Here is a 25258-nt window from a genome sequence, read left to right as displayed (position 1 = left end):
TTTATACACCACGCTTTCGGTTCCCGGTCAGGCTGATGATCAGGAACATAATAAGAATCAGGAACACAGCAATGGTCGAGCCCATGCCCCAGTCCCGTGTGACGAGAAACTGCTGTTCAATCGCTGTACCGAGCGTAATCACACGGTTTCCCGCGATCAGGCGTGTCAGCATGAACAGCGACAAGGCCGGAATAAAGACGACCTGGCAGCCTGCCTTGACACCGTCAATCGTCAGCGGAAAAATGACCCGGCGGAACGTGATCCATCTGGATGCTCCAAGGTCATTGGCAGCATCCAGCAGAGTCGGATTCAGCTCGTTCAACGAATTGAAAATCGGCAGAATCATAAACGGAATAAAAATATAGACCGATACAAAAACAAAGCTGAAATCGGTGAACAAAATTTGCTTCGCACCAATGCCGACGGCTTCCAAAAAGCTGTTCGCAATGCCTTTTGTGCCAAAAATGCCTAGAAACGCATAGGCCTTCAGAAGAAGATTAATCCAGGATGGCACAATTATCAGCAATAACCACAGCTGCTTATGCTTGGTTTTTGTCAGCAAGTAGGCCGTCGGGTACGATACGATCAACGCTATAACGGTAATCAAAAATGCATACCAGAAAGAACTCAGAGTCATTTTTAAATAGACCGGGGTGAAGAATGTTTTGTAGTTTACCAGTGAAAAATGCCCTTCGATATCAAAAAACGAATAGTAAAGTACAAGCAGCAGCGGAGCTACTACAAACAGTACAATCCAAAGGGCGTACGGAAACAGATACAAATTGCGGGTGACTTTATTGTTCATGAGGGTCTCCTGCAGAGTAGGCTTCCAACCGCCGGTCAAAATCAGCTTCTGTTTCCCCGAACCTCATGACATGAATCGCTTCCGGATCAAAGTACAAACCAATTTCATCGCCGACTGCCGCTTTTCTGGTGGAGTGGACAAGCCATTCGTTGCCGTCTTTGTCATAGCAGCTGATTTCGTAGTGAACGCCGCGGAACAACTGGGAATCTACCTTTACTTGAAGTTTTCCGCGTTCAAGCGTAGTGATTTCCAAGTCTTCCGGACGGATGACGATGTCCACAGCTTCATTCGGATTGAGCCCCCGGTCCACACACTCAAATTGTCCTCCGACGAATTCCACAAGGTAATCCTTGATCATTTTCCCTTCAACAATATTGGATTCACCAATAAAATCGGCAACAAAGCGGTTGATGGGTTCGTCATAAATATCGATCGGCGTGCCGCTTTGCTGGATGGTTCCTTTATTTAAAACAAAAATTTCGTCAGACATAGCAAGCGCTTCTTCCTGGTCATGCGTAACAAAAATAAAGGTGATGCCCAGCCGGCGCTGCAGTTCACGAAGCTCATACTGCATCTCTGTCCGGAGCTTTAAATCAAGGGCAGAGAGCGGCTCGTCCAGCAAAATCACTTCGGGCTCATTGACGATGGCCCGCGCAATCGCCACACGCTGCCGCTGGCCTCCGGACATTTCACGGATCTCGCGGGTTTCATAGCCGTCCAGGTTGACGAAGCTCAATGCTTCCTTGACCTTTCGTTGAATATCCGCACTTTTCATTTTTTTTATGCGCAGCCCAAAAGCCACATTTTCAAACACATTTAAATGAGGAAAAAGTGCATAGTCCTGAAATACCGTGTTAACCTGCCGCTTATTGGCCGGAACATCATTGATTTTTTTGCCATTAAAAAAGATATCTCCCTTAGTGGCCTCTGTAAATCCCGCAATCAGGCGAAGAATGGTTGTTTTTCCGCAGCCTGACGGACCCAGCAGGGTGTAAAACTTTCCCCGTTCAATTTCAAAGCTTACATTGTCCAGCACTGCCGGATCATTATCATATTGTTTGGTAACTTGTTTAAATTGAATAATAGCGTTTGTCATCGCAACCCCTCATCTATCCCAATTTCAACGACGGCATGTTTATTCCATCGTTAAATAAACTGAACCTTTTTGTTCTGACCAATTATACCTGAAAACCCGATCATTTTTAACAAAAAAACCTGGAAATATCGTCTTTCCGTACGATGACTAGACAATTAACTAAATAGGGTTAGAATAAAATTAAAGGATTGTATATACATAGACTTGGGTGATTTGATTTTATGAAAAAGTATGAAGTCATTTCTTCAGAAATGAGACAGAGGATAAAAGAGAGGCAGTACCCGGCGGACCAGCCAATTCCGGATGAAATTACGCTGGCCAAGGAGTTTCAGTGCAGCCGTATGACGATGAAGCGAGGACTGGATATTTTGGTTACGGAAGGACTGCTTTACCGTAAGAGGGGACATGGCACATTTATTGTGAAATCAGCGTTTCAAAACAGCCGGGTCAATGTGGCCAGCAACGAATCATTGGGGCTGACCAACCTTTTGAAGGATAAAGTGATTACCAGCAATGTGATAACCTTTGAAGTGAAGTTTCCAAACCCTGAGGTGGCAGCACGCTTGGCCATCGACATTTCCACACCTGTTTATGACTTGGTGCGGCTCCGGCTCGTTGACGGAGAACCATATGTTATTGAAAAAACATTCATGCCGGCCAGTCTCATCCCGGGGTTGAATGATGAAGTCCTTCAAGGATCCGTATACAAATACATAACACACGAATTAGGATTAACCATCGCGGGCTCGCACCGGAAAATCAGAGCATGCAAATCAGAGGAACTGGATCAAAAGCATTTGTTTTGTAAAGATGATGATCCTATATTGGAAGTGGAGCAGGTAGGCTATTTAAACAATGGAGTACCTTTTGAGTACTCTTTTTCCCGTCACCGTTACGATAAATTTGAAGTTACGTCCGTGCATTTAAATAAGTAGTATTTAGGAAAAAAGAACAAGCGGGTTCACGCTGTGTTCTTTTTTCTTTAATCATTGCATGAATTGACTGAAAATAAGGGAAAGATTATAATGAGTTATCGATAAGTTTATTATTAAGTAACAAAAGGAAGGGTGAGTAAGCTTTGAAGTTTGATATGTCTTTGGATGAACTGAAAACGTACAATGGCCGCCTGCCGAAGCCGGATCATTTTGATGAATTTTGGTCCCGGGGGCTTGCTGAGCTTGAGGAACAGTCACTGGCGTACGAACTGATTCCTGCTGAATTTCAAACCCGGTCGGCGGAGTGCTTTCATTTATTTTTCACGGGAACAGGCGGAGCGAAAATCCACTGTCAGCTCGTGCGGCCGAAGAATCAAAGCGAAAAAGGCCCGGGGCTGGTTTTGTTTCATGGCTATCATGGGAACAGCGGAGATTGGGTTGAAAAAATTGGCTACGCAGCAGAAGGTTTCACTGTGTTAGCGATGGACTGCAGAGGGCAGAGCGGCCAATCAGAAGACAATCTGCAGGCGAAAGGATCCACGCTTAAAGGGCATATCATTCGCGGGATTAAGGAAGGGCCGGAGGAACTGTATTATCGAAATGTTTTTCTTGATACAGTCCAGGCCGCGCGCATTTTGTTTTCCATGGAAAATGTGGATGCTGACAGAGTCGGGGTCCAGGGTGCTTCTCAAGGCGGTGCGCTTTCGATTGCTTGTGCAGCACTTGAGCCCCGGATCAAAAAAGCGGCAGTGGCTTATCCATTCCTGTCGGATTACAAGCGTGCATGGGAGCTGGATATCAGCCAATCCGCCTATGAGGAAATTCATTATTATTTTCGGTTTATCGACCCTGTCCATGAGAAAGAGAATGAGCTGTTTGAAAGCCTAGGATTCATTGATATCCAGCATTTGGCCGACCGTGTCCAGGCAGATGTATTATGGGCAGTGGGAATGGAGGACCAGATTTGTCCGCCGTCCACTCAATTTGCGGCATATAACAAACTGACGTCCCAAAAGGAAATGCTGATTTTTTACGAATATGGGCATGAACATTTGCGAACCTTTGGAGACCGGTCATTTTCATTTCTTGCTTCGCTGCTGGAAAAAACAGAATCCTCCCGTGGGGGGCACATTGCAAAAAACGTGAAGGTTGGAGATAATAACCTGAGGAACGTATGAAATCGGAGGAGTTAATGTGAAGAGCCATGTTACAATGCGCGACATCGCAGACCGTCTGGGTGTCAGCAGCGTGACCATATCGAAAGCGCTGAATGACAAAGAAGGCGTCAGCAGCGAACTGAAAGAAAAGATCAAGCTGGTTGCTGCAGAAATGGGCTATCGGTTTAACACGCATGCCAAATCAATGAAAGAAGGATTGTCCTATAATCTTGGCATCGTTATACCCGAGCGGTTTGCCGGAACGGTTCATTCCTTTTATCTTCAATTCTACCAGCTTCTTTCCAAAGTGATGGATGGCTACCATTACTCGGGGATTTTACATATGTTAAGTGAGGAAGATGAGGAACGTCTGGTACTGCCAAGAATTTATACGGAACGGAAAGTGGATGGCTTTATCATTCTTGGGCAAATCAGTAAAAGCTATGTTGAGCATTTACAAACGATCGATTGTCCTATCGTTTTTTTGGATTTTTATACCGATCAGAACGAGATCGATTCCGTTTTAACCGATAACTTCTTCGGTGTTTATGAAATGACAAATTATCTGATCCGAAACGGTCACCAAAAAATAGCATTTGTGGGCAATGTTCACGCCACCAGCAGCATTCAGGACCGGTTTCTTGGCTATTATAAATCGCTGCTGGAGCATAAAATTGAACTGAATCAAGATTATGTGATCAAGGACAGAGATGAAGCCGGGAGATACATTGACATTGTTCTTCCTGATGAAATGCCAACAGCGTTTGTCTGCAACAACGATGAAATTGCGTATAATTTGATGACTGTGCTTCAAAATAACGGCTACAAGGTACCAGAGGATTGTTCGGTGGCGGGCTTTGATAATTCCATTTTTGCCACGTTAACCAATCCGCCTTTGACGACAGTGGAGGTAGATACCGAAGAGATGTCGAGAGTGGCCGTTAAATTTATTCTCGAAAAACTAAATAACCCTGATAAAAAATACGGACGCACCTTTATAAAAGGGGACATTATACACAGAGAGTCTGTTCAGCCGTATAAAGGACATAAAAAAGGCAGCTAAAGTTGAACCGCCCCTGTCATTGAATGATGGATGACAGGGGAACGTGTTCACTGCTGCTTTTTTCTTTTGTTCAAGAAATTCTTTTCACTGCTTGTTCTTGCTGGCATTGCAGAAAATGGTACAGAGCACCAAGAAGATTGGCATCATTTTTAAAATGGCAGGTCTCAATTACCGGCCTGATTTTTGCGATTCCTACCGCATCTACAATTAAATCAATCTTACGGTTAATTTGTTCAATCAAATCCGTCCGGACACTGATGGCCCCGCCAAGGATAATTTTCTCAGGGTCATACACATATTGAAGATTGTAGATGCCCTGTGCAAGGGACAGGTAGAAATCATCAATTGCATCCCGGCAAACCGGATCTCCTTTTTCAGCGTCATCAAAAATATCCTCGCCCTTTAAATCCGCAGCATGTACTTGTTTGATCGCCGCCACCCGGTTGACGAGCGAGACGGTAGCTGCCATTTCACTCCACGTTCTAAAGGCGACCTTATCCTTTTGTTTGGTGATATCCATGACCATATAGCCCACTTCACCGCCATGCAGGTTCACTCCCTTATGAACCCTCCGGTCTTTGATGACAGCTCCTCCAATTCCTGAACCAATCACCGTAAACAAAACGTTCTGGTTATATTGTGCGGCACCTTTCCATACTTCTCCCAATGCGGCACAGTTCGCGTCATTCTCGATCTCAACAGGTAAACCGGATAATTCTCCAAAGACTTCCTTGAAATTGGGGCCGTGAATACAAGGAAGGGAACTTGCCCCGCCAATGATCCCTGAATCACTGTCGACTCCTCCGGGTGTACTGAAGGCGATCCCTGCAACCTCGTGCTGTACTTTATGGATAGCAATGAGGGACATTATCTCTTCGGAAAAGCGCTGAAAATCATCCAGGACAGAAGGCAGGCTTCCTTTTAGGAGAAAGTCTCCTTTGCTGTTGATCACGGCATATTTCACGGTGCTTCCTCCCACATCAAATACCAGGTAATTAGTCATTTATTCATCCTCCCTCAAATCCCTTCTTATAGCTATGTTAAATTGTAACACATTAATTAGGTAATTTTAAGTTTATCGATTAATTAAAACATCATAATTTAATAAAAAATGAATAAAAAAAAGAACGAATATAGCGGAATAAGGGTGTTATTGAGGATATTTATAGAAGTTAAAACCTGTAAAAAAAGTATAGACATTTAACTGCACCTAAGTATATAATGTTTTTATTAAGTTACATTTTATAAATTTAAGTAATAAATAACTTTTATTTTGTTTCTAGTTACCTAATGGATGATAGGGGAGGGATGCAGTCTACAGCTTATTACTGAAAGAGATTACATAGTGTAGATTTAAATTTCAGAATATTGGGTCAAAGGAGGAAGGAAATGAATAAGTCCAGGACGTTTCAGTTTTACATGTTTATACTTCCTTGGCTGATTGGGTTTTTAGCATTAACTGCCGGGCCGATGCTTTACTCCCTGTATATGTCCTTTACGGATTACTCGGGGCTCGGGGTGCCAAATTGGGTAGGATTTGAAAACTATCAAAAGATTTTTTCGAGTGATCCTTTGTTCTGGCAGTCCTTGTGGAATACCATCTTTTACACGGTTTTCGGAGTTCCTTTAGGCTTGATTGTCGGGTACCTGCTCGCTGTGCTGCTTAATGCGAATGTGAGATTTATGGGTGTTTTCCGGACGATCTTCTACTTGCCATCCCTGGTTCCGACTGTAGCCAGCTCGCTTTTATGGATTATTATCTTTCAGCCGGATTTCGGCATTGCGAATGCTGTTCTTTCATTCTTCCACCTTCCGACATCCAACTGGCTCCTGAGTGAGCAGATGGTAAAGCCAGCGTTGATTATTATGAGCCTTTGGGGAGCGGGCGGAGGCATGGTCATCTATTTGGCAGGACTCCAGAGCGTGCCTGCTTCGCTTTATGAAGCTGCTGAGCTTGATGGGGCAGGGAAGTTCAGGAAGTTTTGGAACGTAACCGTGCCGATGACCTCCAATGTTATTTTCTTCAATTTAATTATGGGATTGATTGGATCCTTTCAGATTTTCACCCAAGCCTATGTGGTGAGCAGCGGAAATGGCGGTCCCAACTACAAATCACTGTTCTATGTTTTCTATTTGTACCAGGATGCATTTAAGTTCTTTAAAATGGGCTATGCTTCTGCCCTGGCATGGATCTTATTTATCATCATTCTTATCTTTACAGCGATCCAGTTTAAAGTGTTTGGCAGCAAAGTGTACTACGAGCATGACGAGTAAGGAGGAGGAAGAGGATGAGCATGGAGCTCGCAGAAGCGAAAGTCAAACCCGCAGTAAAGGCAAGGAAAGCCCGCGGGATAAAAGCAGGCAAGCGGATCGAACGAATCATCACGTATGTTTTGCTTATTACATTATCTGCTCTTTTTATTTTCCCGTTTTTATGGCTGATCGGCACATCCTTGAAGCCTGAAAATGAAGCTATGACGTTTCCGCCGGCCTTGTTGCCGAAGGAGTGGGATTTTGCCAACTATAAGGATGTCTTTACGATTGTTGATTTTGGACAATATTATGTAAATTCGATTATTGTTTCCATATTTGCCGTTCTTGGCACGGTGTTGTCGTCCACCCTTGTGGCCTATGGATTTGCACGCATTAAGGGCAAAGGACGGAACTTCTGGTTTATGATCCTTTTGGGTACGATGATGCTTCCGCCGCAGGTGACGATGATACCGGTCTACATGATCTTTTCGAAGCTCGGATGGACCAATACGTTCCTGCCGCTGATTGTTCCACAATTCTTTGGCAGCGCTTACTTTATCTTTTTATTGCGGCAGTTCTTTAAGACCATACCCAAGGAACTGGAAGAGTCGGCTTTTCTGGACGGCTGCAGTACCTTCGGGATTTTTTGGAGAATCATTCTTCCGCTTTCGGTTCCGGCAGTCATCACTGTAGCCCTGCTGAGTTTTATGTGGACATGGAATGATTTTCTCTACCCGCTGATTTACCTGAATGATGACGCGAAGTACACACTTGCCCTGGGAATCCTCCAGTTTAAAGGAGCCCTGCTCGTTCAATGGGGACCTATGATGGCAGCAAGTGTACTGGTCATCCTGCCTTTGATCCTCCTGTTTTTCCTTGGACAGAAGTATTTTATCCAGGGAATTGCGACAACCGGAGGCAAAGGATAATCTTCTTGGTTTCAATTTGGACTGGCGTACTGGAAGGCAAGTGCGGCCATCCGATTCCAATACTATAAGGGGGCAAACGTAATGAGAAAGAAAAAAGGAGCAATAACCATTGTTTTAACGCTTGTACTCGCGCTGTCTGTTTTCCTGTCAGGCTGTTCCGGTTCGAAATCAGAATCGGCGAGCGGTGGATCCAAGGATGTGACGCTTCGAATTTTGGTCTGGAACAATAACCCGGAGGGGACAAAGCTGGAAGGCAAAATCTTTAGAGCTTTTGAAAAAGAAAATCCAGGCATTAAAGTGAAACAAGTATTTGCGCCATATGATAAGTTCAATGACAAGTTTCTCACCATGTCTGCCGGCGGCGACCAGCCGGACCTTGTATGGATCCAGCCTTCTGCTTTCGGCCAGTTCGTCAGCAAGGGAGTGTTGATGGATCTTTCCGATAAAAAGATTGATAAAGGGGCTTACATGCCAAACGTTATGAAACTTGGGCAGGTAGACGGCAAACAATACGCCTTGATCCGTGACGCGTCCACGTTCCAGCTTGGTTACAACAAAGACCTGTTTGATGCAGCAAAGGTACCTTATCCGAAAGACAATTGGACATGGGATGACTTTTTGGATGCCGCGAAAAAACTGACCAAAGTAAAGAATGGAAAAACGGTTCAATTCGGGATGGAGAACTTCTATACGAGTGAACTGCTCGTCGAGAATGGTGGAGGAATTGTCAGCAAGGATGGCAAAAAAGTCATTATTGATTCACCTGAATCCATTGAAGCGGTCCAATTTGGTTCTGATTTAATCAATAAGTACCATGTTCAGCCGACTTCTGCACAGTCACAAGGCCTTTCCAACATGTTCCTTGCCGGGCAGGCAGCCATGAAAATGATGGGGCCATGGGACTGGGCGGATACGGCGAAAAACGCCAAATTCAAATGGGATGTGGTTCCTCTACCTGCTGGAAAAGCAGGAAATGTATCCGCATCGGCCTACCTTCCGATCGGGATCGGAAAAGGGACGGAGCATCCGGATGAAGCCTTTAAGCTGCTGACCTTCCTATCATCAGGAAAAGGGCAGGACATGCAGGCCAAAACGCTATCTGCAGTGCCTGTTGTTAAACGAAATGCCGATCAAATTGAGGAAATGAGCAATGCGCCTTCTAACGCCAAGTCTTTGGCAAACACGTTGAAAGAAGGAAAAACCATTATGAATGCACCATACATTCCTGAGTATGCCGAAATCGTCAACAAGGTTCAGCCGGTGATCGATAATATTAATTTGAAAGGCAAAGATGCGGATAAAGAATTGAAAAAAATAGCGGACCAGGTTCGCAGTGAATACAACTTGAAATAGGAAGAAGAGGGGACTTGTGAATTCACAGGACCCTTTTTTCCAGGGGAGGCGTGAGCATGAACAAAAGCAGTTTCATAGAAAGCCGCTTCTTTTCATTGATGGACGTAAGCTTTAGCTTAATCAAATCCAGTTTGCTGTTTTGGTGGTATGTTTTGAAAAACTTTTTTATTTTCGGCTTCACCTCCTCATTTTGTACGCTGATTGAAGTTGTGGGAGAAGTGTCTTCGGGAAATGGAAAGCCGGTAAAAATGCTGTTTCGGGAAATTTTCCCAAAATACAAGGGGTACAGTAAAGTCTCATCGGCGGTCTTTATTGGATTTGTTATTTACTTTACGGCTTTCATTGTTCTGCCTTTTCCCGATGCCGTAAGTCCTTTTTATTCCTCGGTGATCAAATTTGCCTGCATCTATGCGCTGCTGCTGGGTTTGGTTGTTTATACGTACATGTGCTGGAATATCGTTAAAAAAGGTGATAGGGGAGTAAAGGCTTCGCTGTTCCTGGGTTTTTATCTGCTGATTAAGAAGTTCTTCAGGAGTCTGCTGATACTGCTAAGTTTGGTTGCTGTCTGCTATGTCTCTGACGCTAATTTTATTTTCCTTCTGTTTTTTGCGCCGGGTATTTATGCCTGGCTGGCTAAAAACATCCTTGGAAGAATGACTGTCTGATTCTATTGTTATTTATTTAAAAAAGTAATATTTGTTTTTTTGCTTCTATAGAATGTTACGGTCGGTTAAAAAAACAACCGTCTATAGTAGCAAGGAGGTAGGAGAAAATTGCATAGCTTGCGCTGGATTTGGGGAAACATGCGGCCTTACCGAAAACGGTTGGCTCTCGGGCTGCTGCTTGTGCTCGCGGTTGCGGGTATGAACCTGATCAATCCTTATGTGGCGGGCAAAATTGTGGACCGCGTCATCTATGGCCATCAAAATGGGCTGCTCTGGCAGCTGCTGGTTATCATGATCGGTTCTACGCTTATTCGTACAGGTGTCCGCTACGGTTATCAGATGCTGTTTGAAAACCTGTCCCAGAACGTTATTTTTTCGATGAGAGAAAAGCTGTATGACCATCTTAATCAGTTGGAACCAGGTTTTTATGACCGGACGAAAACAGGAGATATTATGGCCCGGATGACGAGTGACCTGGAGGCCGTCCGGCATTTCACAGCATGGACCATTTATATGGTTGTTGAAAATCTGTCGATCCTTCTGTTTGCTCTCTGTTTCATGTTCTACATTCATCCGCCCCTGGCTATGGCGATGCTGGCGGTTACACCGATCATTGGTTTTTTCGCCTACAGGCTGACAAAAGATGTACGGCCAACCTTTTCCGCGATCCGAAACCAGTTTGCCCGTCTGAATTCCGTCGTCCAGGAAAATATTTCAGGCAACCGGGTGGTAAAAGCTTTTGCCAAGGAAGAGTATGAGATTGAAAAGTTCTCTGCAGAAAATAAGGCATTTAAAGAGAAGAACCTGATGTCGTCCCGTGTATGGGGAAAGTATTTGCCCATACTGGATTCGCTGGCAGGTGTATTGACGGTCATTATGACCTTTGCCGGCGGAATCATGGTCATCCGGGGCTCGCTTTCCATAGGGGAACTTGTAACCTTTAACTCTCTCATTTGGGCACTGAACAATCCGATGAGGCTCGCCGGCTGGCTGATTAATGATATACAGCGGTTTATCGCCTCGGCCGAAAAAGTGGAAGAGCTGCTGGTCACAGAGCCGCAGATTAAATCGATCATAGATGAAAGGGAGGTACAGACGTCAACAACCATTCTTGAATTTGATCATGTTGATTTCAGCTATGAAGACGGACCGGTTCTTTGTGACATCACCTTTGAAGCACATGCAGGTCAAACCATCGGCATTATTGGTCCTACCGGGGCCGGCAAATCGACTCTGGTTAATCTTCTTGGCCGTTTTTATGAGGTGGATGACGGTGAGATCAGGGTGGACGGGATCAACATTAAAGATTGGAACATCCATCAGCTGCGGGAAAAAATGGCGATGGTCATGCAGGATATCTTTCTTTTTTCGGATACCATCGAGGGGAATATCGCTTACGGGAATCCGGATGCACCAATGGAAGCGGTATATGCGGCAGCAAAACAAGCTGAGGCCAGCAGATTCATAGAATCTCTGCCCGATGGTTATGACACCGTGGTGGGTGAAAGAGGCGTGGGGCTATCCGGCGGCCAAAAACAGAGAATTGCCCTCGCGCGGGCTCTGCTGAGGGATCCTTCTCTTTTGATTTTGGATGACACCACGTCAAGTGTGGATATGGAAACAGAGTTCAAGATCCAAGAAACACTAAGATCCATACTGAAGGACAAAACATGCTTTATCATTGCTCACAGGATTTCATCGGTAAAAGATGCTGACTTGATTCTCGTTATGCACGAAGGATGCATTATTGAAAGAGGGAAACACGCCGATTTGATGGAGAGAAAGGGTTATTACTGGCATGTGTACAACAACCAGTTGGGCAATTTTGAACGGACACCGCTTGGCGAGGAAGTGATATAGATGGCACGCAATACGTTTGATGTGGATGAAGAATTGGAAACACCGTTCAATCTCAAACATTTAAAGCGCTTGACCGTATATGTCCGGCCGTACAAAAAGAAAATGATGTTGACGGTATTGATTATGCTGATCGCCAGCGGGGCCAATCTGATCGGCCCCTTTATCATCAAGCATGCGATTGATCAAGAAATTCCGGACAAGAGCATTTCGGGTCTGATGCTGCTTTCAGGCATCTTTCTCGCCGCATTGGTGCTTTCGGGCATTTGCATGAAGTGGAGGATAAGGATGATGGCCGAAATCGGCCAGAGTATTATCCAAAATATCCGCAAGGATCTTTTTTCGCACCTGCAGTCCCTGTCGTTTTCCTTTTATGACAGCAGGCCGCACGGGAAAATTCTTGTCCGTGTTGTCAATTACGTCAATTCATTGAGTGACCTGTTATCGAATGGGTTAATTCAGCTGATTACTGATCTGTTCAGCCTGGCTGTCATATTCGGCTTTATGCTCGCGATTGATGTAAAGCTGACCCTTCTCACCATGGGTGGATTTCCGGTTCTGGCAACGGTTATCTTCTTTATTAAAACGGCTCAGCGAAAAGCATGGCAGACACTGAGCAACAAACAGTCGAACATGAACGCCTATATTCATGAAAGCATAAGCGGTATGAAGGTAACTCAGGCGTTTACGAGGGAACAAGAAAACAAACGGATTTTCCACCGGGTTTCCACCGGTTATAAACAATCATGGCTGAAGGCGATGTATGTTCAGTTCCTGCTCTGGCCCTCAATTGAAAACATATCGGTGCTGACCGTATCCGTTATTTATGTGTTTGGCATCGCCTGGATCGGCCACGGTGTAACGGTAGGAGCTTTAATCGCGTTTATTGGCTACATCTGGATGTTTTGGACGCCGCTTGCGAATATCGGGAACTTTTACAATGCCATTATTAACGCCATGGCGTATTTGGAACGGATATTCGAAATGATGGATGAACAGCCGGCGGTTAAGGATAATCCCGATGGAAAGGTACTGAAAACGATCAAAGGAAAAGTAGAGTTTGAGAGTGTTGATTTTGGCTATGGAGAAAAAGAGCAGGTGCTGAAAAACATACAGCTTAAGGCCGAACCTGGTGAAACCATTGCGCTTGTCGGCGCAACCGGTTCTGGAAAAACGACGATTGTCAGCCTGATCAGCCGTTTTTACGACTGCACACAAGGAAAAATCAAAATCGATGGAACGGACATTCAGGGTGTAACCCTTCCGTCACTCCGCAAGCAAATGGGTGTAATGCTTCAGGATCCGTTCATCTTTTCTGGAACGATTATGGAAAACATCCGGTATGGAAGGCTGGATGCCACGGATGAAGAAGTAATAGAAGCAGCCAGGGCAGTTCAGGCACATGAGTTCATAAGCGGGTTGCAGCACGGGTATTATACGGAAGTAAATGAAAGAGGAACACGGCTTTCCACCGGCCAGCGGCAGCTTATTTCATTTGCGAGAGCACTGCTTGCGGATCCGAAAATTCTTATTTTGGATGAAGCGACTTCATCCATTGATACCGAAACAGAGCTTGCCTTACAAAAAGGATTGGAGCGGCTGCTGGCAGGAAGAACTTCCTTTGTCATCGCCCACCGTCTTTCTACTATCCAAAACGCGGACCGCATCCTTTATATCGATGACGGGCGGATTGTGGAAGAAGGCACACATGAGGAGCTGATCGAAAAAAAGGGATGGTATTGGAAGCTATGCAACGCTCAGCGCCTTCCTTCAGAGGCAGGATAAGGGCCTGCCCAAGAAGTCTGGAAGCTGTTGATTTTCGTTCCAGGCCGCTCGCTTTCCGCGGGGCGTGCGGTGAGCCTCTTGACGCAAGCGTCTGTGGGAGTCTCGCGTCTTCCACTACAATCAACTTTTCATAGAAGCATTTTACGTATAAGGGGGGCTTAAAGGTCGATTTTTGACTTTCGGGATATCCCCTCTTTTCTTAACAATCAAACAAATGTATATACCTTTTACTAAAAATATACAATCAAATCGAGGAGGACATGTAAAATGACAAAACGTAAAACCAACATTATTCCAAAAGGATTTCTATGGGGAGGGGCGGTTACTTCTTTTCAAACAGAAGGAGCCTGGAATGAGGGGGGAAAAGGACCATCTATCGTAGATGCCCGGCCGGTCAAGGAAGGGCAGTCGGATTGGAAAACAGCGGTTGATTTTTATCACCGCTACAAGGAAGATATCGCATTGTTTAAGGAAATGGGCTTTAATGCCTATCGGACAAGCATTTCCTGGTCGCGTATTTTTCCTGATGGAGAAGGTGAACCCAACGAGGAAGGATTGCAGTTCTATGATGACTTGTTTGATGAAATGCTCGCAAATGGCATTCAGCCCGTGGTCACTCTGTATCATTTCGATTTGCCGCTTGCCCTTCAGAAAAAATACAACGGCTTTGCTTCAAGAGAAGTAATTGAACTATTCGACAGGTATGCACGTACGGTTTTTAAGCGGTATGGCAGTAAAGTGAAATACTGGCTCACTTTCAATGAACAAAATCTGGTGCTTACCAATCCCGAGTTCTGGGGAGTCTCACTTGAAGGAGCGGAAAATGAAGAGGCGCTGCGCTACCAGGTGACACATCATGCGTTCATCGCACATGCCAAAGCGGTCAAGTCTCTGCATGAGATCGTGCCGGGAGGGCAGATGGCAGGAATGGTAACCTATATGGCCACCTACCCGCACACGTGCGCACCCGAAGATACCATCGCCAACATGAAAGCGAAGGAGCTTCTCGTAGATTTCTATTTTGACGTATTTGCCCACGGCGAGTATCCAACATATGTGACCAGCCGCCTTCAGCAAAAAGGCATTGTGCCCCATTTTGAAGAGGGGGATGCGGCACTTCTGAAAGAGAATACAGTGGATTATTTGAGCATCAGCTATTATCAAAGCCAGACGGCAAGCGCTGATCTGACGGATGAAAGCGCACTGATTTCGGGCATTACACCGAACCCTGGATTGAAAACCAATGAATGGGGATGGGCCATTGATCCAATCGGGCTGCGTGTCTGTCTTAAAGACATGTATGCGCGTTACCGCCTGCCTATTTTTATTACCGAAAACGGAATTGGTGTCCGGGAAGAATTGAATGAAAACGATACGGTTGAAGATGATTACCGAATTGAGTATCTCTCCGAACATATCAAGCAAATGAAGATTGCCATGGAAGAAGGAGTAGATGTTTTCGGCTATCTCACCTGGGGATCCACCGATCTGATCAGTTCAGGGGGACAGTTTGAGAAACGCTACGGATTTATTTATGTAAACCGGGGAGAGACCGATCTCAGGGATTTAAAGCGTTACAAGAAAAAGAGTTTCCATTGGTTTAAAAGAGTGATAGAAACAAACGGGGAAGAGCTGGACTCTGTGGAAAGTGTGTCACTGCCGAACTAAGGCGGTTTTACATAAAGAGAATGAGGGGAGGAGGAAGGCATGATTCATCCAACACTGGCTCCGCTTCCAAAGGGGTTTCTATGGGGAGCTGCCTCTGCGGCTTATCAAGTGGAAGGGGCATGGAATGAGGACGGTAAAGGCGTTTCCAACTGGGACAAATTCGTCCGCATTCCGGGAAAAACATTTAAAGGAACTACCGGGGATATTGCTGTAGACCATTATCACCGCTATCGGGAAGATGTTCAATTAATGGCAGAGCTGGGCTTGAAGGCATACCGCTTTTCTGTGGCGTGGACCCGTATTTTTCCTGATGGCAGGGGCAAGGTCAATCCAAAGGGTATTGAATTCTACAGCAACCTGATTGATGAATTGAGGAAAGCGGGAATTGAGCCGATTCTGACGCTCTATCACTGGGATTTGCCACAGGCTCTGCAGGATGAATATGGCGGCTGGGAATCCAGACAGATCATTGAGGATTTCACGAACTACAGCATCGAGCTTTTTAAACAATTCGGAAGCAGGGTTAAGTACTGGGTCAGCCTGAACGAACAAAATATTTTTACCATGCTTGGCTACCGGGCAGCAGCCCATCCTCCGGGTGTGAAGGATGAAAAGCGCTTTTACCAGGCAAACCATCACGCCAGTCTTGCCAATGCCAGTGTCATTGGGGCGTTTCGCACTCATGTGCCCGATGGCAAAATCGGACCGAGCTTTGCCTATTCACCTGCTTATCCATTAACAGCCAATCCGGAAGATATCCTCGCTGCCGAAATTGCTGAAGAGCTTAACAGTCACTGGTGGATGGATGTCTATGCGTGGGGGAAATATCCGAAGGTTGCATGGAAGGCTTTGGAGCGAAAGAGAGTGGTCCCCATTATCGAGGAAGGTGATGCCCAACTGCTTGAAGCGGGACGGCCGGATTTTATGGGACTCAATTATTACCAGTCTTCCACTTATGAGAAAAACCCTTTGGAAGGGGGAGTGGGACAGGCTGAAATGAATACGACCGGAAAAAAAGGTTCATCAAAAGATGCAGGTATTCAAGGAATGTTTAAAACGGTGGCGAATTCTTATTTGGAGCGTACCAACTGGGACTGGAACATTGATCCGGACGGTTTGAGAATTGCTCTTCGCAGAATAGAAAGCCGCTACAAGCTGCCTGTCTTAATCAGTGAAAACGGTTTAGGCGAGTTTGATGAAGAGAAAGAAGGTGGTATCATCGAGGATGATTACCGGATAGATTATATCCGGTCACATGTTAAAGCCATACAAGAGGCGGTCACGGATGGAGTCAAAATTTTGGGTTATTGCATCTGGAGCTTCACAGACCTGCTAAGTTGGCTGAACGGGTTTCAAAAACGCTATGGACTTGTTTATGTGAACCAGCATGAAGAAGGGGAACATGACCTCAGCCGTATCAAAAAGAAGAGTTATTACTGGTATAAAAATGTAATCCATACTAACGGAGAAGAGATTTAACACTCATAGGAGGCTTTTTTATGGTATACAGTGCAGACAACAATCGCTATCAAAACATGAAATATAACCGAAGCGGCCGTTCAGGCCTTCAGCTTCCGGCCATTTCACTGGGCCTGTGGCATAACTTTGGCGGAGTCGATTCGTATGAAAACGGCCGTGCCATGCTGAGAAGGGCATTTGACCTTGGTATTACCCATTTTGATCTGGCGAACAACTACGGCCCTCCAGCAGGTTCGGCAGAAGAGATGTTTGGCAATATCCTGAAAACAGACTTTGCCCCTTACCGAGATGAAATGATTATTTCAACCAAAGCAGGATACTATATGTGGCCAGGACCATATGGCGAGTGGGGCTCCAAGAAATATTTGACCGCAAGTCTTGATCAAAGTCTGAAACGGATGGGGCTGGATTATGTGGACATCTTCTATTCCCACCGTCCGGATCCAAACACCCCTCTTGAAGAAACAATGGCAGCACTTGATTCGGTTGTCCGCCAGGGGAAAGCACTGTACGTGGGAATCTCCAGCTACAGCCCGGAACAAACGGAAGAAGCGATCAGAATCCTCAATGATCTTGGAACTCCTCTATTAATCCATCAGCCGAGCTATTCCATGCTTAACCGCTGGATCGAGGATGGCCTGCAGGATGTTCTGGAGGAAAACGGTGTTGGCTCCATTGCCTTCTGCCCATTGGCTCAAGGATTGCTGACACCAAAGTACTTGAACGGAGTGCCGGCAGATTCAAGGGCAGCTAAATCAACTGGAGCGCTTGATGAAAACAGCGTAACGCCAGAGGTTATTGAAAAAGTGAAGATGCTGAACGATATTGCCGCGAACCGTGGACAAAGCCTTCCGCAGCTGGCACTCGCCTGGGTGCTGCGAGGCGGCAAAGTGACTTCTGCGCTAATCGGCGCCAGCAAAGTAAGCCAAATCGAAGACAATGTGAAAGCCCTGGATAACCTTGATTTCAGTGACGAAGAATTACAGCGAATTGATGATATCCTGATGGTGAACAGCTCAGTTCGTTCCTAATCAGCTGACCCCCTTTTAAGAGGGGGTTTTTATTTTGGTTTGTTAGCTTATCGATTAAGTAATTTTAGTACTTTGTAACCATGCTGATTTAAAGTAAGGGGGATATAATTATCATAAGTATGAAAGCGCTTAACCTATAAAGTAATCAAAGGAGAGGGATGAAGTGAAAGTATCAATTAAGCTGGCAACCACCGTTCTGGCTTCCACTGTCATGTTTTCAGGATTTCCGGCTTCTTCAGCAGCGGCCGGAAATATGGAAGATGTTCAAGGAATGAAAAAATCGGGGCACCACAAACCGATTGTTGAGAACTTTGTGGATCAGCATGCTACAAATCATACTAAATCTTTGTTTGAGTACCTTGAAAATACGAGAGGTAAGCGTGTCCTTTTTGGCCATCAGCATTCCATTGATGAAGGTCTGACCCTCACGGGAACAGGCAAGATGGAATCCGATGTTAAAAATGCCGTTGGTGATTTTCCAGCAGTATTTGGGTGGGACACGCTAAGTCTTGAAGGAAAAGAAAAACCAGGGGTATTTGGAGATGAAAAGAAAAGCAGAAAGAATTTGATTACGTCCATGCAGCTCGTTCACAAAAAAGGAGGAATTCTTGCCTTAAGCTCCCATATGCCAAACTTTGTAACAAGCGGCAGCTTTAATGATACAGCCGGCTCGGTGGTTGAACATATTTTGCCGGGCGGTGATAAAAATAAAGAATTCAATACGTTTCTGGATAACATTGCGAAGTTTGCGAATGGATTGAAGGATGATCATGGACAGCTTATTCCTGTGCTGTTCCGGCCGTTTCATGAACAGAACGGAGGCTGGTTCTGGTGGGGAGCGAAAACGACGACAACCGCTCAATATAAGGAAATCTATCGTTATACGGTAGAATATTTACGCGATAAAAAAGGTGTACATAACTTCCTTTATGTATACTCTCCAAACGGGACATTTGGCGGAAGTGAAAACTCGTATTTAACGACCTACCCTGGTGATGACTATGTGGACGTGCTGGGCATGGATCAGTATGACAGCCAGGGCAATCCAGGATCGCAGCAATTTTTAACTAATTTGGTTGGCGATTTGGCGATGATCTCAAAAATGGCTGATAAAAAAGGGAAAGTGGCTACCTTTTCGGAATTTGGCTACAGCCCCCAGGGCATGAAGGTTTCAGGAAACGGTGATCTTCACTGGTTTACCAAAATCACAAATTCGATTAAAGCAGATCCGGACGCAAGAAGGATTGCGTATATGCAGACATGGGCCAACTTTGGTTTAAATGGCAACCTGTTTGTACCTTACCGTGACGCGCCAAATAGCCTTGGCAGCCACGAACTTCTGCCAGACTTTGTTAATTTTTACAAAGATCCGTATACCCTCTTTTTGAATGAGGTGAAGGGCGTCTATGATTATATAGTAAAAGCAGCGAAAGAAAGGCCGTTCATGCATATTGCGAGTCCGACAGACAGCGCTGCCATTACTACGCCTGTGACTAAAGTACGCAGCCGGGTGCTGAACATGAAGCCTTCAAGCGTTACATTTAAAGTGGCGGGTTCCACTAAGGAAGTGCCAATGAAGCTGGACCGTGATGGCTATTATTCTGTCCGCTGGTCTCCGGATGCTTCATTAAATGGCAAATCGGCTGAATTGATTGTAACCAGCTACAGAGGGAACAAAGTCGCTGATCAGCAAACAATAAAGGTGTTTGTCAAAATTCCTGAGCTGTTAATGAAGGAGTACAATTTCACCAGATCCATTCACTCAGTAGAAAACATTGGAGCATATCCTGATTCCATTCAAACGTCATTCAAGCACGGCGTTTTGCGCGGGGAGGGAAAATTGGCTATTGATGTAAAAGGAATGAAGAGAAGTGACACGTGGCAGGAGCTGAAAATTCAACTGCCGGATGTGGCTCAGCAAACGGATTTAAAAAATGTCAGGCGCGTGAAGTTTGATGTGCTGATTCCCGCTTATGCGGGAGAATCCAATCCCGATGCAACGGTTCGGGGGCTTGCAATGCTGCTGCCTGATTGGGATACGAAATATGGTATGAGTACCACTGAGAAGAAGTTCTCTGAACTCGAAATCGTAAACATTAAAAACAAACGATTTGCCAGGTATCCGGTCTCTGTTGATTTGAATGATCCACAAAAAGCAGCAGCTGCCAGCAGCCTCGCGTTGTCAATCGTCGGAAGCGGACTGCAGTTCAACGGAACCATCTATGTCGATAACATCCAGTTGTTTAATACCTATGCTGAACCAATTTCTGATCCCGCGGTTGTGGATGATTTTGAATCCTATCAAGGCGACAGCTCGGCACTTGGTGTTAAATTTGTCCACGCCGGCGGCGATGCTACTGCCGTTTCACTGGACAGCAGCCATAAGAGCAGTGGAAACTATGGTTTGAAGTTTGACTACACACTGGCCGGTTCAGGATATGCGGGCATTACAAAATCACTTGGCAGTGTAGACTGGTCTTCTTTTCAAACGCTTAAATTCTGGCTTGCGCCTGACGGGAAAAAGCAGAAGATGGTTGTTCAATTGAAGGTGGATGGTGTTTCATATGAAGCATATCCTTCCTTGGCATCCACGGAAACGGGCTGGGTTGAACTGCCTTTCAGCCAATTTAAAGTTGCTCCTTGGGATACAGCCAATCAAGGGAAAACATTGAATCCCGACAATCTGAAAAAGGTACAGGACTTTTCGGTGTATGTTAACGCGGTCGATGGAGCCACACTGAGCAGTACCCTTTACCTGGATGATATTGAAGCAGTGAACTAAAAAAGAACGGATGCCACCAGGCATCCGTTCTTTCAGTAGTTTATAAGATTAGTTAACATAACCCGCTTTTGGCGGGTAACCCTTTGATAATGGCGGGTAAATGCAAGTTTTGGCGGGTAAATCGGTTACTTCCGCCGGTATTCCATCCAGAATGGCGGGTATTCCACAATACGACGACTATTCTTTGGAGGGCAGTGGCTTATCAAAGACAAAAACGGTCATGGCGATGTCGGATTCAATGTCAATATCTGAAAAGATACGTTCAATATTGGCGCCAATCAGGTCTTCAAACCTCTTGCGAACGCCCGGGTCATTGTAAATTTTTTTCACAAATTCGGTCCGTGCTTCATGGACCATTTTTTCTCCCTCTTTGGAATTCAGCATGAATTTTTCGATGTTGGTCAGATTGCCTTTCATTTCACTTACCGCCCATGTACCGATAAAGCGGGAGGTGATCTCTTTCGGTCCGTTGCCGACAAATTCCTTTCGAATTTCCCGCACCAGCATGCTGAATTGATGCTCCGTGTTTCTGCTCATTGTTTCATCTCCTTTAACCGCCGAAAGGTTTTCCTTTGCGCATCATCAGCAGGTAACTGAATGTCAGCACAAGGATGACGAGCGACAGCCAGAAGTTTTCCTGCGGATTCTGGTTGTTCACAATAATGAATCGTACGCTTGCTGTGATGCCGATGTATAAAAGGTAGCCAAGAGGAAAATGGTGGCTCTCACTAAAATATTTCACGATCATCGATATAAAGGCAAAGTAGAGGAAGAAAACCAATACTTTTCCCAGTATAACATGCACGTTGGTCTGATGAAGCAGGGCATCACTGATGATATAGAAAAGCTCGCGGAACAGGAAAAACAGCAAAACGAGAGCCAGAAGGACAAGCGAAAGATTTAATAGATATTGAAACCCTTTACTCAGAGTTTTCCATTCTATCACGTTTTTCATGTTACTCTTTCAAACCTTGGCCGACCCCTTTTAAAAGGTTAAGGCCAAAGCCGATGGCCCGGTTGATGTCAGGATCCTTCAGTGCCTTCAGCAAATCAAATATGCCTACTTTTTCGTCGGCCGCGAGTCCTTTTTCCGCTTTCTCCAGCCCGCTGCCCAAGGCACCCATCAGCTTTTTGGTCATGTCCGGATTGGTTTCTGACAAGGCACCGGCAGCGGCCATCATGTTATTGATGGCATTGGTAATCTGCGGGCGGAGCAGCTGCTCCACAGCAATGCCCGCCACTTTTTCTTTTGCTTCAACCAAACCGTTTACTGATCCGAGGATCCCGCTTTCGTGCAGTTCATTTAACAGCCTGATCATTTCCCGGATTCCGTCTCCGCTTTTGGCCAGGTCCGTCAGGATTGCTTCCAAACTTTGTTCCTGCAGTTCTTTTTCCGTACGGGCCGGATGTACAATTTTCGTAATCGGCTGTGCCATTATTTCAGACCTCCCACAGGTAGATTGACATCCGCAATAGGTTCATAGTCAGCACGTGCCCATTTGCGTTCAACCTGAACCCCGGCTTGCGGATTGCGTTCAGCATAACGCGGATTGTACATGGGAAGCGGAGTCCGTCCTTTGACGTTGATTACTTCCATGCGCACCTTCGTCTGTTTGTATGCCGGAGTCTGGGTCCTGACGTCACCGACACTGCCGGTCAGAATGTTGATGGCATTTTCATGGCTGACAGAATGCATCGGAACATACAATTCATTGCCTTGCACCCGGTCTGTGACGATGGAACGCAATTTAATGAATCCGTAAGGAGATATCAAACGGACGGTGGATCCGTCCTGCATGCCGCGTTCACGCGCAAGCTCGGGTGAAACCTCCACAAATACTTCCGGCAGCTTGTATTGAATACCCTTTGATTTATTCGTCATGTTTCCTTCATGGAAATGTTCGAGCAGTCGGCCGTTGTTCAAGATTAAATCGAATTCTTTTTCAAAATCAACAGGCTGGACATAGTCGACAAGAGAGAAACGCGCCTTATCGTCGGGGAAGTTGAAGCGCCCGGTATAGAGAAGAGGCTCATCGCTTCCGTCCTTTTGGACCGGCCAGATCAGGCTGCTCCATCCTTCGAGCCGGTCATATGAAACTCCGGCAAAAATAGGAGCAAGGCTTGCGATCTCATCCATGATTTCACTTGGGTGAGAATAGTTCCAGTCAGCGCCCATCGTTCTGGCGACCTGCTGGATGATCCACCAGTCAGGCTTGGATTCTTCCAGAGGCTCAAGCGCCTGGTACAACCGCTGAACGCGGCGTTCGGTGTTCGTAAAGGTTCCATCCTTTTCAAGAGATGGCGAAGCCGGAAGAACGACATCCGCAAATTGGGCCGTTTTGGTAAAGAATACGTCCTGTACGACAAAAAAGTCGAGCTTGCTCAGCATTTCATGAACATGGTTAGAGTTTGAATCCACCCAAGCCATGTCTTCGCCCATCAGGTACATGGCTTTCAAACGGCCTTTTTCCACTTCCTGAAGCATTTCAATGTTGGTGAGACCGGCATCAGGTGAAATGGAAACACCGTATGCTTCTTCAAAAACAGCACGTGCCGCGTCATCGGTCAGTCTCTGGTTGCCTGGAAGCCATTGCGGAAGGGTACCCATGTCGCACGATCCCTGGACATTATTATGTCCGCGCAGCGGATAAGCACCAGCACCGGTACGTCCGAAGTTTCCGGTTGCCAAAAGAAGGTTGGCGATCGCAGCTGATGTATGGGAACCGGCAATGTTTTGAGTGACACCCATTCCCCAAAGCACGCATGTGCCGTCTGCTTCGTGAATCATCCTTGCTGCTTCCATAAGCTGTTCTTTGGATAGACCTGTTACTTCTTCTGCATAGTCGAGGGTATATTTTTCAAGCACCGCGAGATATTCGTCATACTGGTTGACCCGCTCTTTGATAAACGCTTCATCGTGCCATCCCTGGTCAATGATATATTTGGTCACTGCCGCGAGCCATACAAGGTCTGAGCCTTGTTTAGGATGGAGATATAAATCGGAACGGTCAGCCATTTCATGCTTGCGAAGATCAGAAACGATCAGCTTTTGGCCGCGCAGTTTCTTCGCCCGCTTTACGCGGGTAGCCAGAACTGGATGTCCTTCCGTCGGATTGGCACCGATGATGATGACCAGTCCTGCATTTTCAATGTCCTTGATGGTACCGGAATCTCCGCCGTAGCCAACGGTTGAAAGCAATCCGTCGGTTGCAGGGGACTGGCAATAGCGGGAACAGTTATCCACATTGTTGGTTTCAAAGATTTGACGCGCAAGCTTTTGCATCAAGTAAGCTTCTTCATTGGTCGTTTTTGAAGAACTGACAAAACCAAAGGCATTGCTGCCATACTGCTGTTTAATGCTGCCCATTTTTTCACCGATGACAGACAGTGCTTCATCCCAGGTGGCCGTAACAAATTCATCGCCCTTACGAATGAGCGGGTGTGTCAGGCGCTGGTCGCTGTTCACGAAATCCCAGCCGAATTTTCCTTTGATGCAGGTGGAGATGCTGTTAACCGGAGCATCTTCAGTTGGTTCGATTTTTAAGATTTTTCTTCCTTTTGTCCAAACTTCAAATGAACAGCCCACGCCACAGAAGGTGCAGACCGTTTTGGTTTTTTTCGTGCGTGTTTCCCTCATGGCGGCTTCCACTTCAGAAATGGCAAAGATACTGCCATAGCCCGGTTCTACTTCCTTAATTAAGTCGACCATCGGGTCAAGCAGATCCTGTTTGATTCCTGTCATGAACCCTGCTTCACCAAGCATGGATTTTTCCATCAAGGCGTTGCAAGGGCAGACGGTGGCACACTGGCCACAGGAAACACACGAAGATTCATTGATCGATTTGTCATTGTCCCAGATGACCCTGGGCATGTTTCGTTCCCAGTCAATGGTCAGTGTTTCATTGACCTGCAGATCCTGACAGACTTCCACGCACTTTCCGCAAAGGATACACTGGTTGGGGTCATAGCGGTAAAACGGGTGGGACATGTCCACTTCATAGCCTTTTTCACGGAAAGGCCGTTCCTGATGCTCGACCTCCATCAGCTCGGCGGTATTATGGACCTTGCAGTTGCCGTTGTTGTTGTCGCAAACGGTACAGTAAAGAAGGTGATTTTCCAGGATGCGGTCCATCGCTTCATTCTGCGCCTCTTTTGCGGTTGGTGAAGAGGTAAGAATGTTCATCCCTTCCTTAATTTCTGTAGAACAGGCTCTCATTACTTTTCCATCAATCTCGCACATGCATGTGTCACATGTCTGGATGGGCCCGAGCGTTTCTGAATAACATATATGGGGATGCTCGACTCCCTGCTGTAAAAGGTGATCAAGCACCCTTGTTCCTTCTTTGACTTGCTGTGTTTCACCGTTGATTTGTACGGTTAACGTATTTTCCACTTTCATT

General features: G+C 45.8%; 20 protein-coding genes. 13 read left to right on the top strand and 7 right to left on the bottom strand.

From position 1 onward, the window contains the following. Position 1 precedes the first annotated feature (1 nt). Together QYB97_RS19515 and QYB97_RS19510 are read right to left on the bottom strand one after the other, a co-directional pair. Positions 2 to 805: an ABC transporter permease gene (locus QYB97_RS19515; RefSeq protein WP_301167700.1), complete on the bottom strand. Its 804-nt coding sequence runs from the start codon at positions 803 to 805 to the stop codon at positions 2 to 4. Further along, positions 795 to 1901 carry an ABC transporter ATP-binding protein gene (locus QYB97_RS19510; protein ID WP_301167699.1) on the bottom strand — a complete coding sequence of 369 codons (1107 nt, stop codon included), beginning with the start codon at positions 1899 to 1901 and terminating at the stop codon, positions 795 to 797. Before QYB97_RS19510 ends, QYB97_RS19515 begins: the two co-directional genes overlap by 11 nt. Before the next feature lie 221 nt (positions 1902 to 2122). Between QYB97_RS19510 and QYB97_RS19505 the strand changes: the two genes are divergently transcribed. The 3 genes from QYB97_RS19505 (at position 2123) to QYB97_RS19495 (ending at position 5056) form a co-directional block, all read left to right on the top strand. Then, on the top strand, positions 2123 to 2836 hold the full coding sequence (locus QYB97_RS19505) for a GntR family transcriptional regulator (protein ID WP_301167698.1): 714 nt from the start codon (positions 2123 to 2125) through the stop codon (positions 2834 to 2836). Positions 2837 to 2979: 143 nt separating this feature from the next. Continuing rightward, on the top strand, positions 2980 to 4014 hold the full coding sequence (locus QYB97_RS19500) for an acetylxylan esterase (RefSeq protein WP_301167697.1): 1035 nt from the start codon (positions 2980 to 2982) through the stop codon (positions 4012 to 4014). 16 nt (positions 4015 to 4030) lie between these two features. Then, on the top strand, positions 4031 to 5056 hold the full coding sequence (locus tag QYB97_RS19495) for a substrate-binding domain-containing protein (RefSeq protein WP_301167696.1): 1026 nt from the start codon (positions 4031 to 4033) through the stop codon (positions 5054 to 5056). A 70-nt stretch (positions 5057 to 5126) separates the two neighbouring features. On the opposite strand, the gene QYB97_RS19490 is transcribed toward QYB97_RS19495, so the two are convergent. Further along, on the bottom strand, positions 5127 to 6059 hold the full coding sequence (locus tag QYB97_RS19490) for an ROK family protein (RefSeq protein WP_301167695.1): 933 nt from the start codon (positions 6057 to 6059) through the stop codon (positions 5127 to 5129). Between the two features lie 386 nt (positions 6060 to 6445). On the opposite strand from QYB97_RS19490, the gene QYB97_RS19485 reads away from it, so the two are divergent. The 10 genes from QYB97_RS19485 (at position 6446) to QYB97_RS19440 (ending at position 20858) form a co-directional block, all read left to right on the top strand. Further along, positions 6446 to 7330 carry a carbohydrate ABC transporter permease gene (locus QYB97_RS19485; RefSeq protein WP_301167694.1) on the top strand — a complete coding sequence of 295 codons (885 nt, stop codon included), beginning with the start codon at positions 6446 to 6448 and terminating at the stop codon, positions 7328 to 7330. A gap of 14 nt (positions 7331 to 7344) precedes the next feature. Then, positions 7345 to 8238, top strand: coding sequence for a carbohydrate ABC transporter permease (locus QYB97_RS19480; protein WP_301167693.1), 894 nt, complete (start codon positions 7345 to 7347; stop codon positions 8236 to 8238). An 81-nt stretch (positions 8239 to 8319) separates the two neighbouring features. Then, positions 8320 to 9591, top strand: coding sequence for an ABC transporter substrate-binding protein (locus QYB97_RS19475; RefSeq protein WP_301167692.1), 1272 nt, complete (start codon positions 8320 to 8322; stop codon positions 9589 to 9591). 56 nt (positions 9592 to 9647) lie between these two features. Next, entirely contained in the window at positions 9648 to 10256 is a 609-nt protein-coding gene (locus QYB97_RS19470) for a YesL family protein (RefSeq protein ID WP_301167691.1), read from the top strand. 108 nt (positions 10257 to 10364) lie between these two features. Next, positions 10365 to 12116 (top strand): ABC transporter ATP-binding protein, encoded by a 1752-nt coding sequence (locus QYB97_RS19465; RefSeq protein ID WP_301167690.1) that lies wholly within the window; start codon positions 10365 to 10367, stop codon positions 12114 to 12116. Continuing rightward, the gene (locus tag QYB97_RS19460; RefSeq protein ID WP_301167689.1) at positions 12117 to 13898 is read left to right on the top strand and encodes an ABC transporter ATP-binding protein; all 1782 of its coding nucleotides are present in this window, start codon (positions 12117 to 12119) and stop codon (positions 13896 to 13898) included. A gap of 267 nt (positions 13899 to 14165) precedes the next feature. Continuing rightward, positions 14166 to 15566 (top strand): glycoside hydrolase family 1 protein, encoded by a 1401-nt coding sequence (locus tag QYB97_RS19455; RefSeq protein ID WP_301167688.1) that lies wholly within the window; start codon positions 14166 to 14168, stop codon positions 15564 to 15566. Between the two features lie 39 nt (positions 15567 to 15605). Further along, positions 15606 to 17045, top strand: a complete 1440-nt coding sequence (locus tag QYB97_RS19450; protein WP_301167687.1) for a glycoside hydrolase family 1 protein — start codon at positions 15606 to 15608, stop codon at positions 17043 to 17045. A gap of 20 nt (positions 17046 to 17065) precedes the next feature. Beyond that, positions 17066 to 18076: an L-glyceraldehyde 3-phosphate reductase gene (gene mgrA, locus QYB97_RS19445; protein ID WP_301167686.1), complete on the top strand. Its 1011-nt coding sequence runs from the start codon at positions 17066 to 17068 to the stop codon at positions 18074 to 18076. A gap of 163 nt (positions 18077 to 18239) precedes the next feature. Continuing rightward, entirely contained in the window at positions 18240 to 20858 is a 2619-nt protein-coding gene (locus QYB97_RS19440; protein WP_301167685.1) for a glycosyl hydrolase, read from the top strand. 177 nt (positions 20859 to 21035) lie between these two features. Here QYB97_RS19440 and QYB97_RS19435 read toward each other — a convergent pair whose 3' ends face one another. The 4 genes from QYB97_RS19435 to fdhF are packed head-to-tail and all read right to left on the bottom strand — an operon-like array spanning position 21036 to position 25257. Continuing rightward, positions 21036 to 21395, bottom strand: a complete 360-nt coding sequence (locus tag QYB97_RS19435; protein WP_301167684.1) for a Na-translocating system protein MpsC family protein — start codon at positions 21393 to 21395, stop codon at positions 21036 to 21038. 13 nt (positions 21396 to 21408) lie between these two features. After that, the gene (locus QYB97_RS19430; protein WP_301167683.1) at positions 21409 to 21813 is read right to left on the bottom strand and encodes a phosphate-starvation-inducible protein PsiE; all 405 of its coding nucleotides are present in this window, start codon (positions 21811 to 21813) and stop codon (positions 21409 to 21411) included. Between the two features lies 1 nt (position 21814). Beyond that, positions 21815 to 22294, bottom strand: a complete 480-nt coding sequence (locus QYB97_RS19425) for a helical membrane plugin domain-containing protein (protein ID WP_301167682.1) — start codon at positions 22292 to 22294, stop codon at positions 21815 to 21817. Next, positions 22294 to 25257 carry a formate dehydrogenase subunit alpha gene (fdhF, locus tag QYB97_RS19420; RefSeq protein WP_425589825.1) on the bottom strand — a complete coding sequence of 988 codons (2964 nt, stop codon included), beginning with the start codon at positions 25255 to 25257 and terminating at the stop codon, positions 22294 to 22296. Before fdhF ends, QYB97_RS19425 begins: the two co-directional genes overlap by 1 nt. Between the last annotated feature and the right edge of the window lies 1 nt (position 25258).

Source organism: Fictibacillus fluitans, assembly GCF_030418125.1.
GTDB lineage: Bacteria > Bacillota > Bacilli > Bacillales > Fictibacillaceae > Fictibacillus_C > Fictibacillus_C fluitans.
The sequence above is the reverse complement of the archived record's forward strand: the minus strand, read 5'-3'. Positions and strand labels throughout refer to the sequence as shown.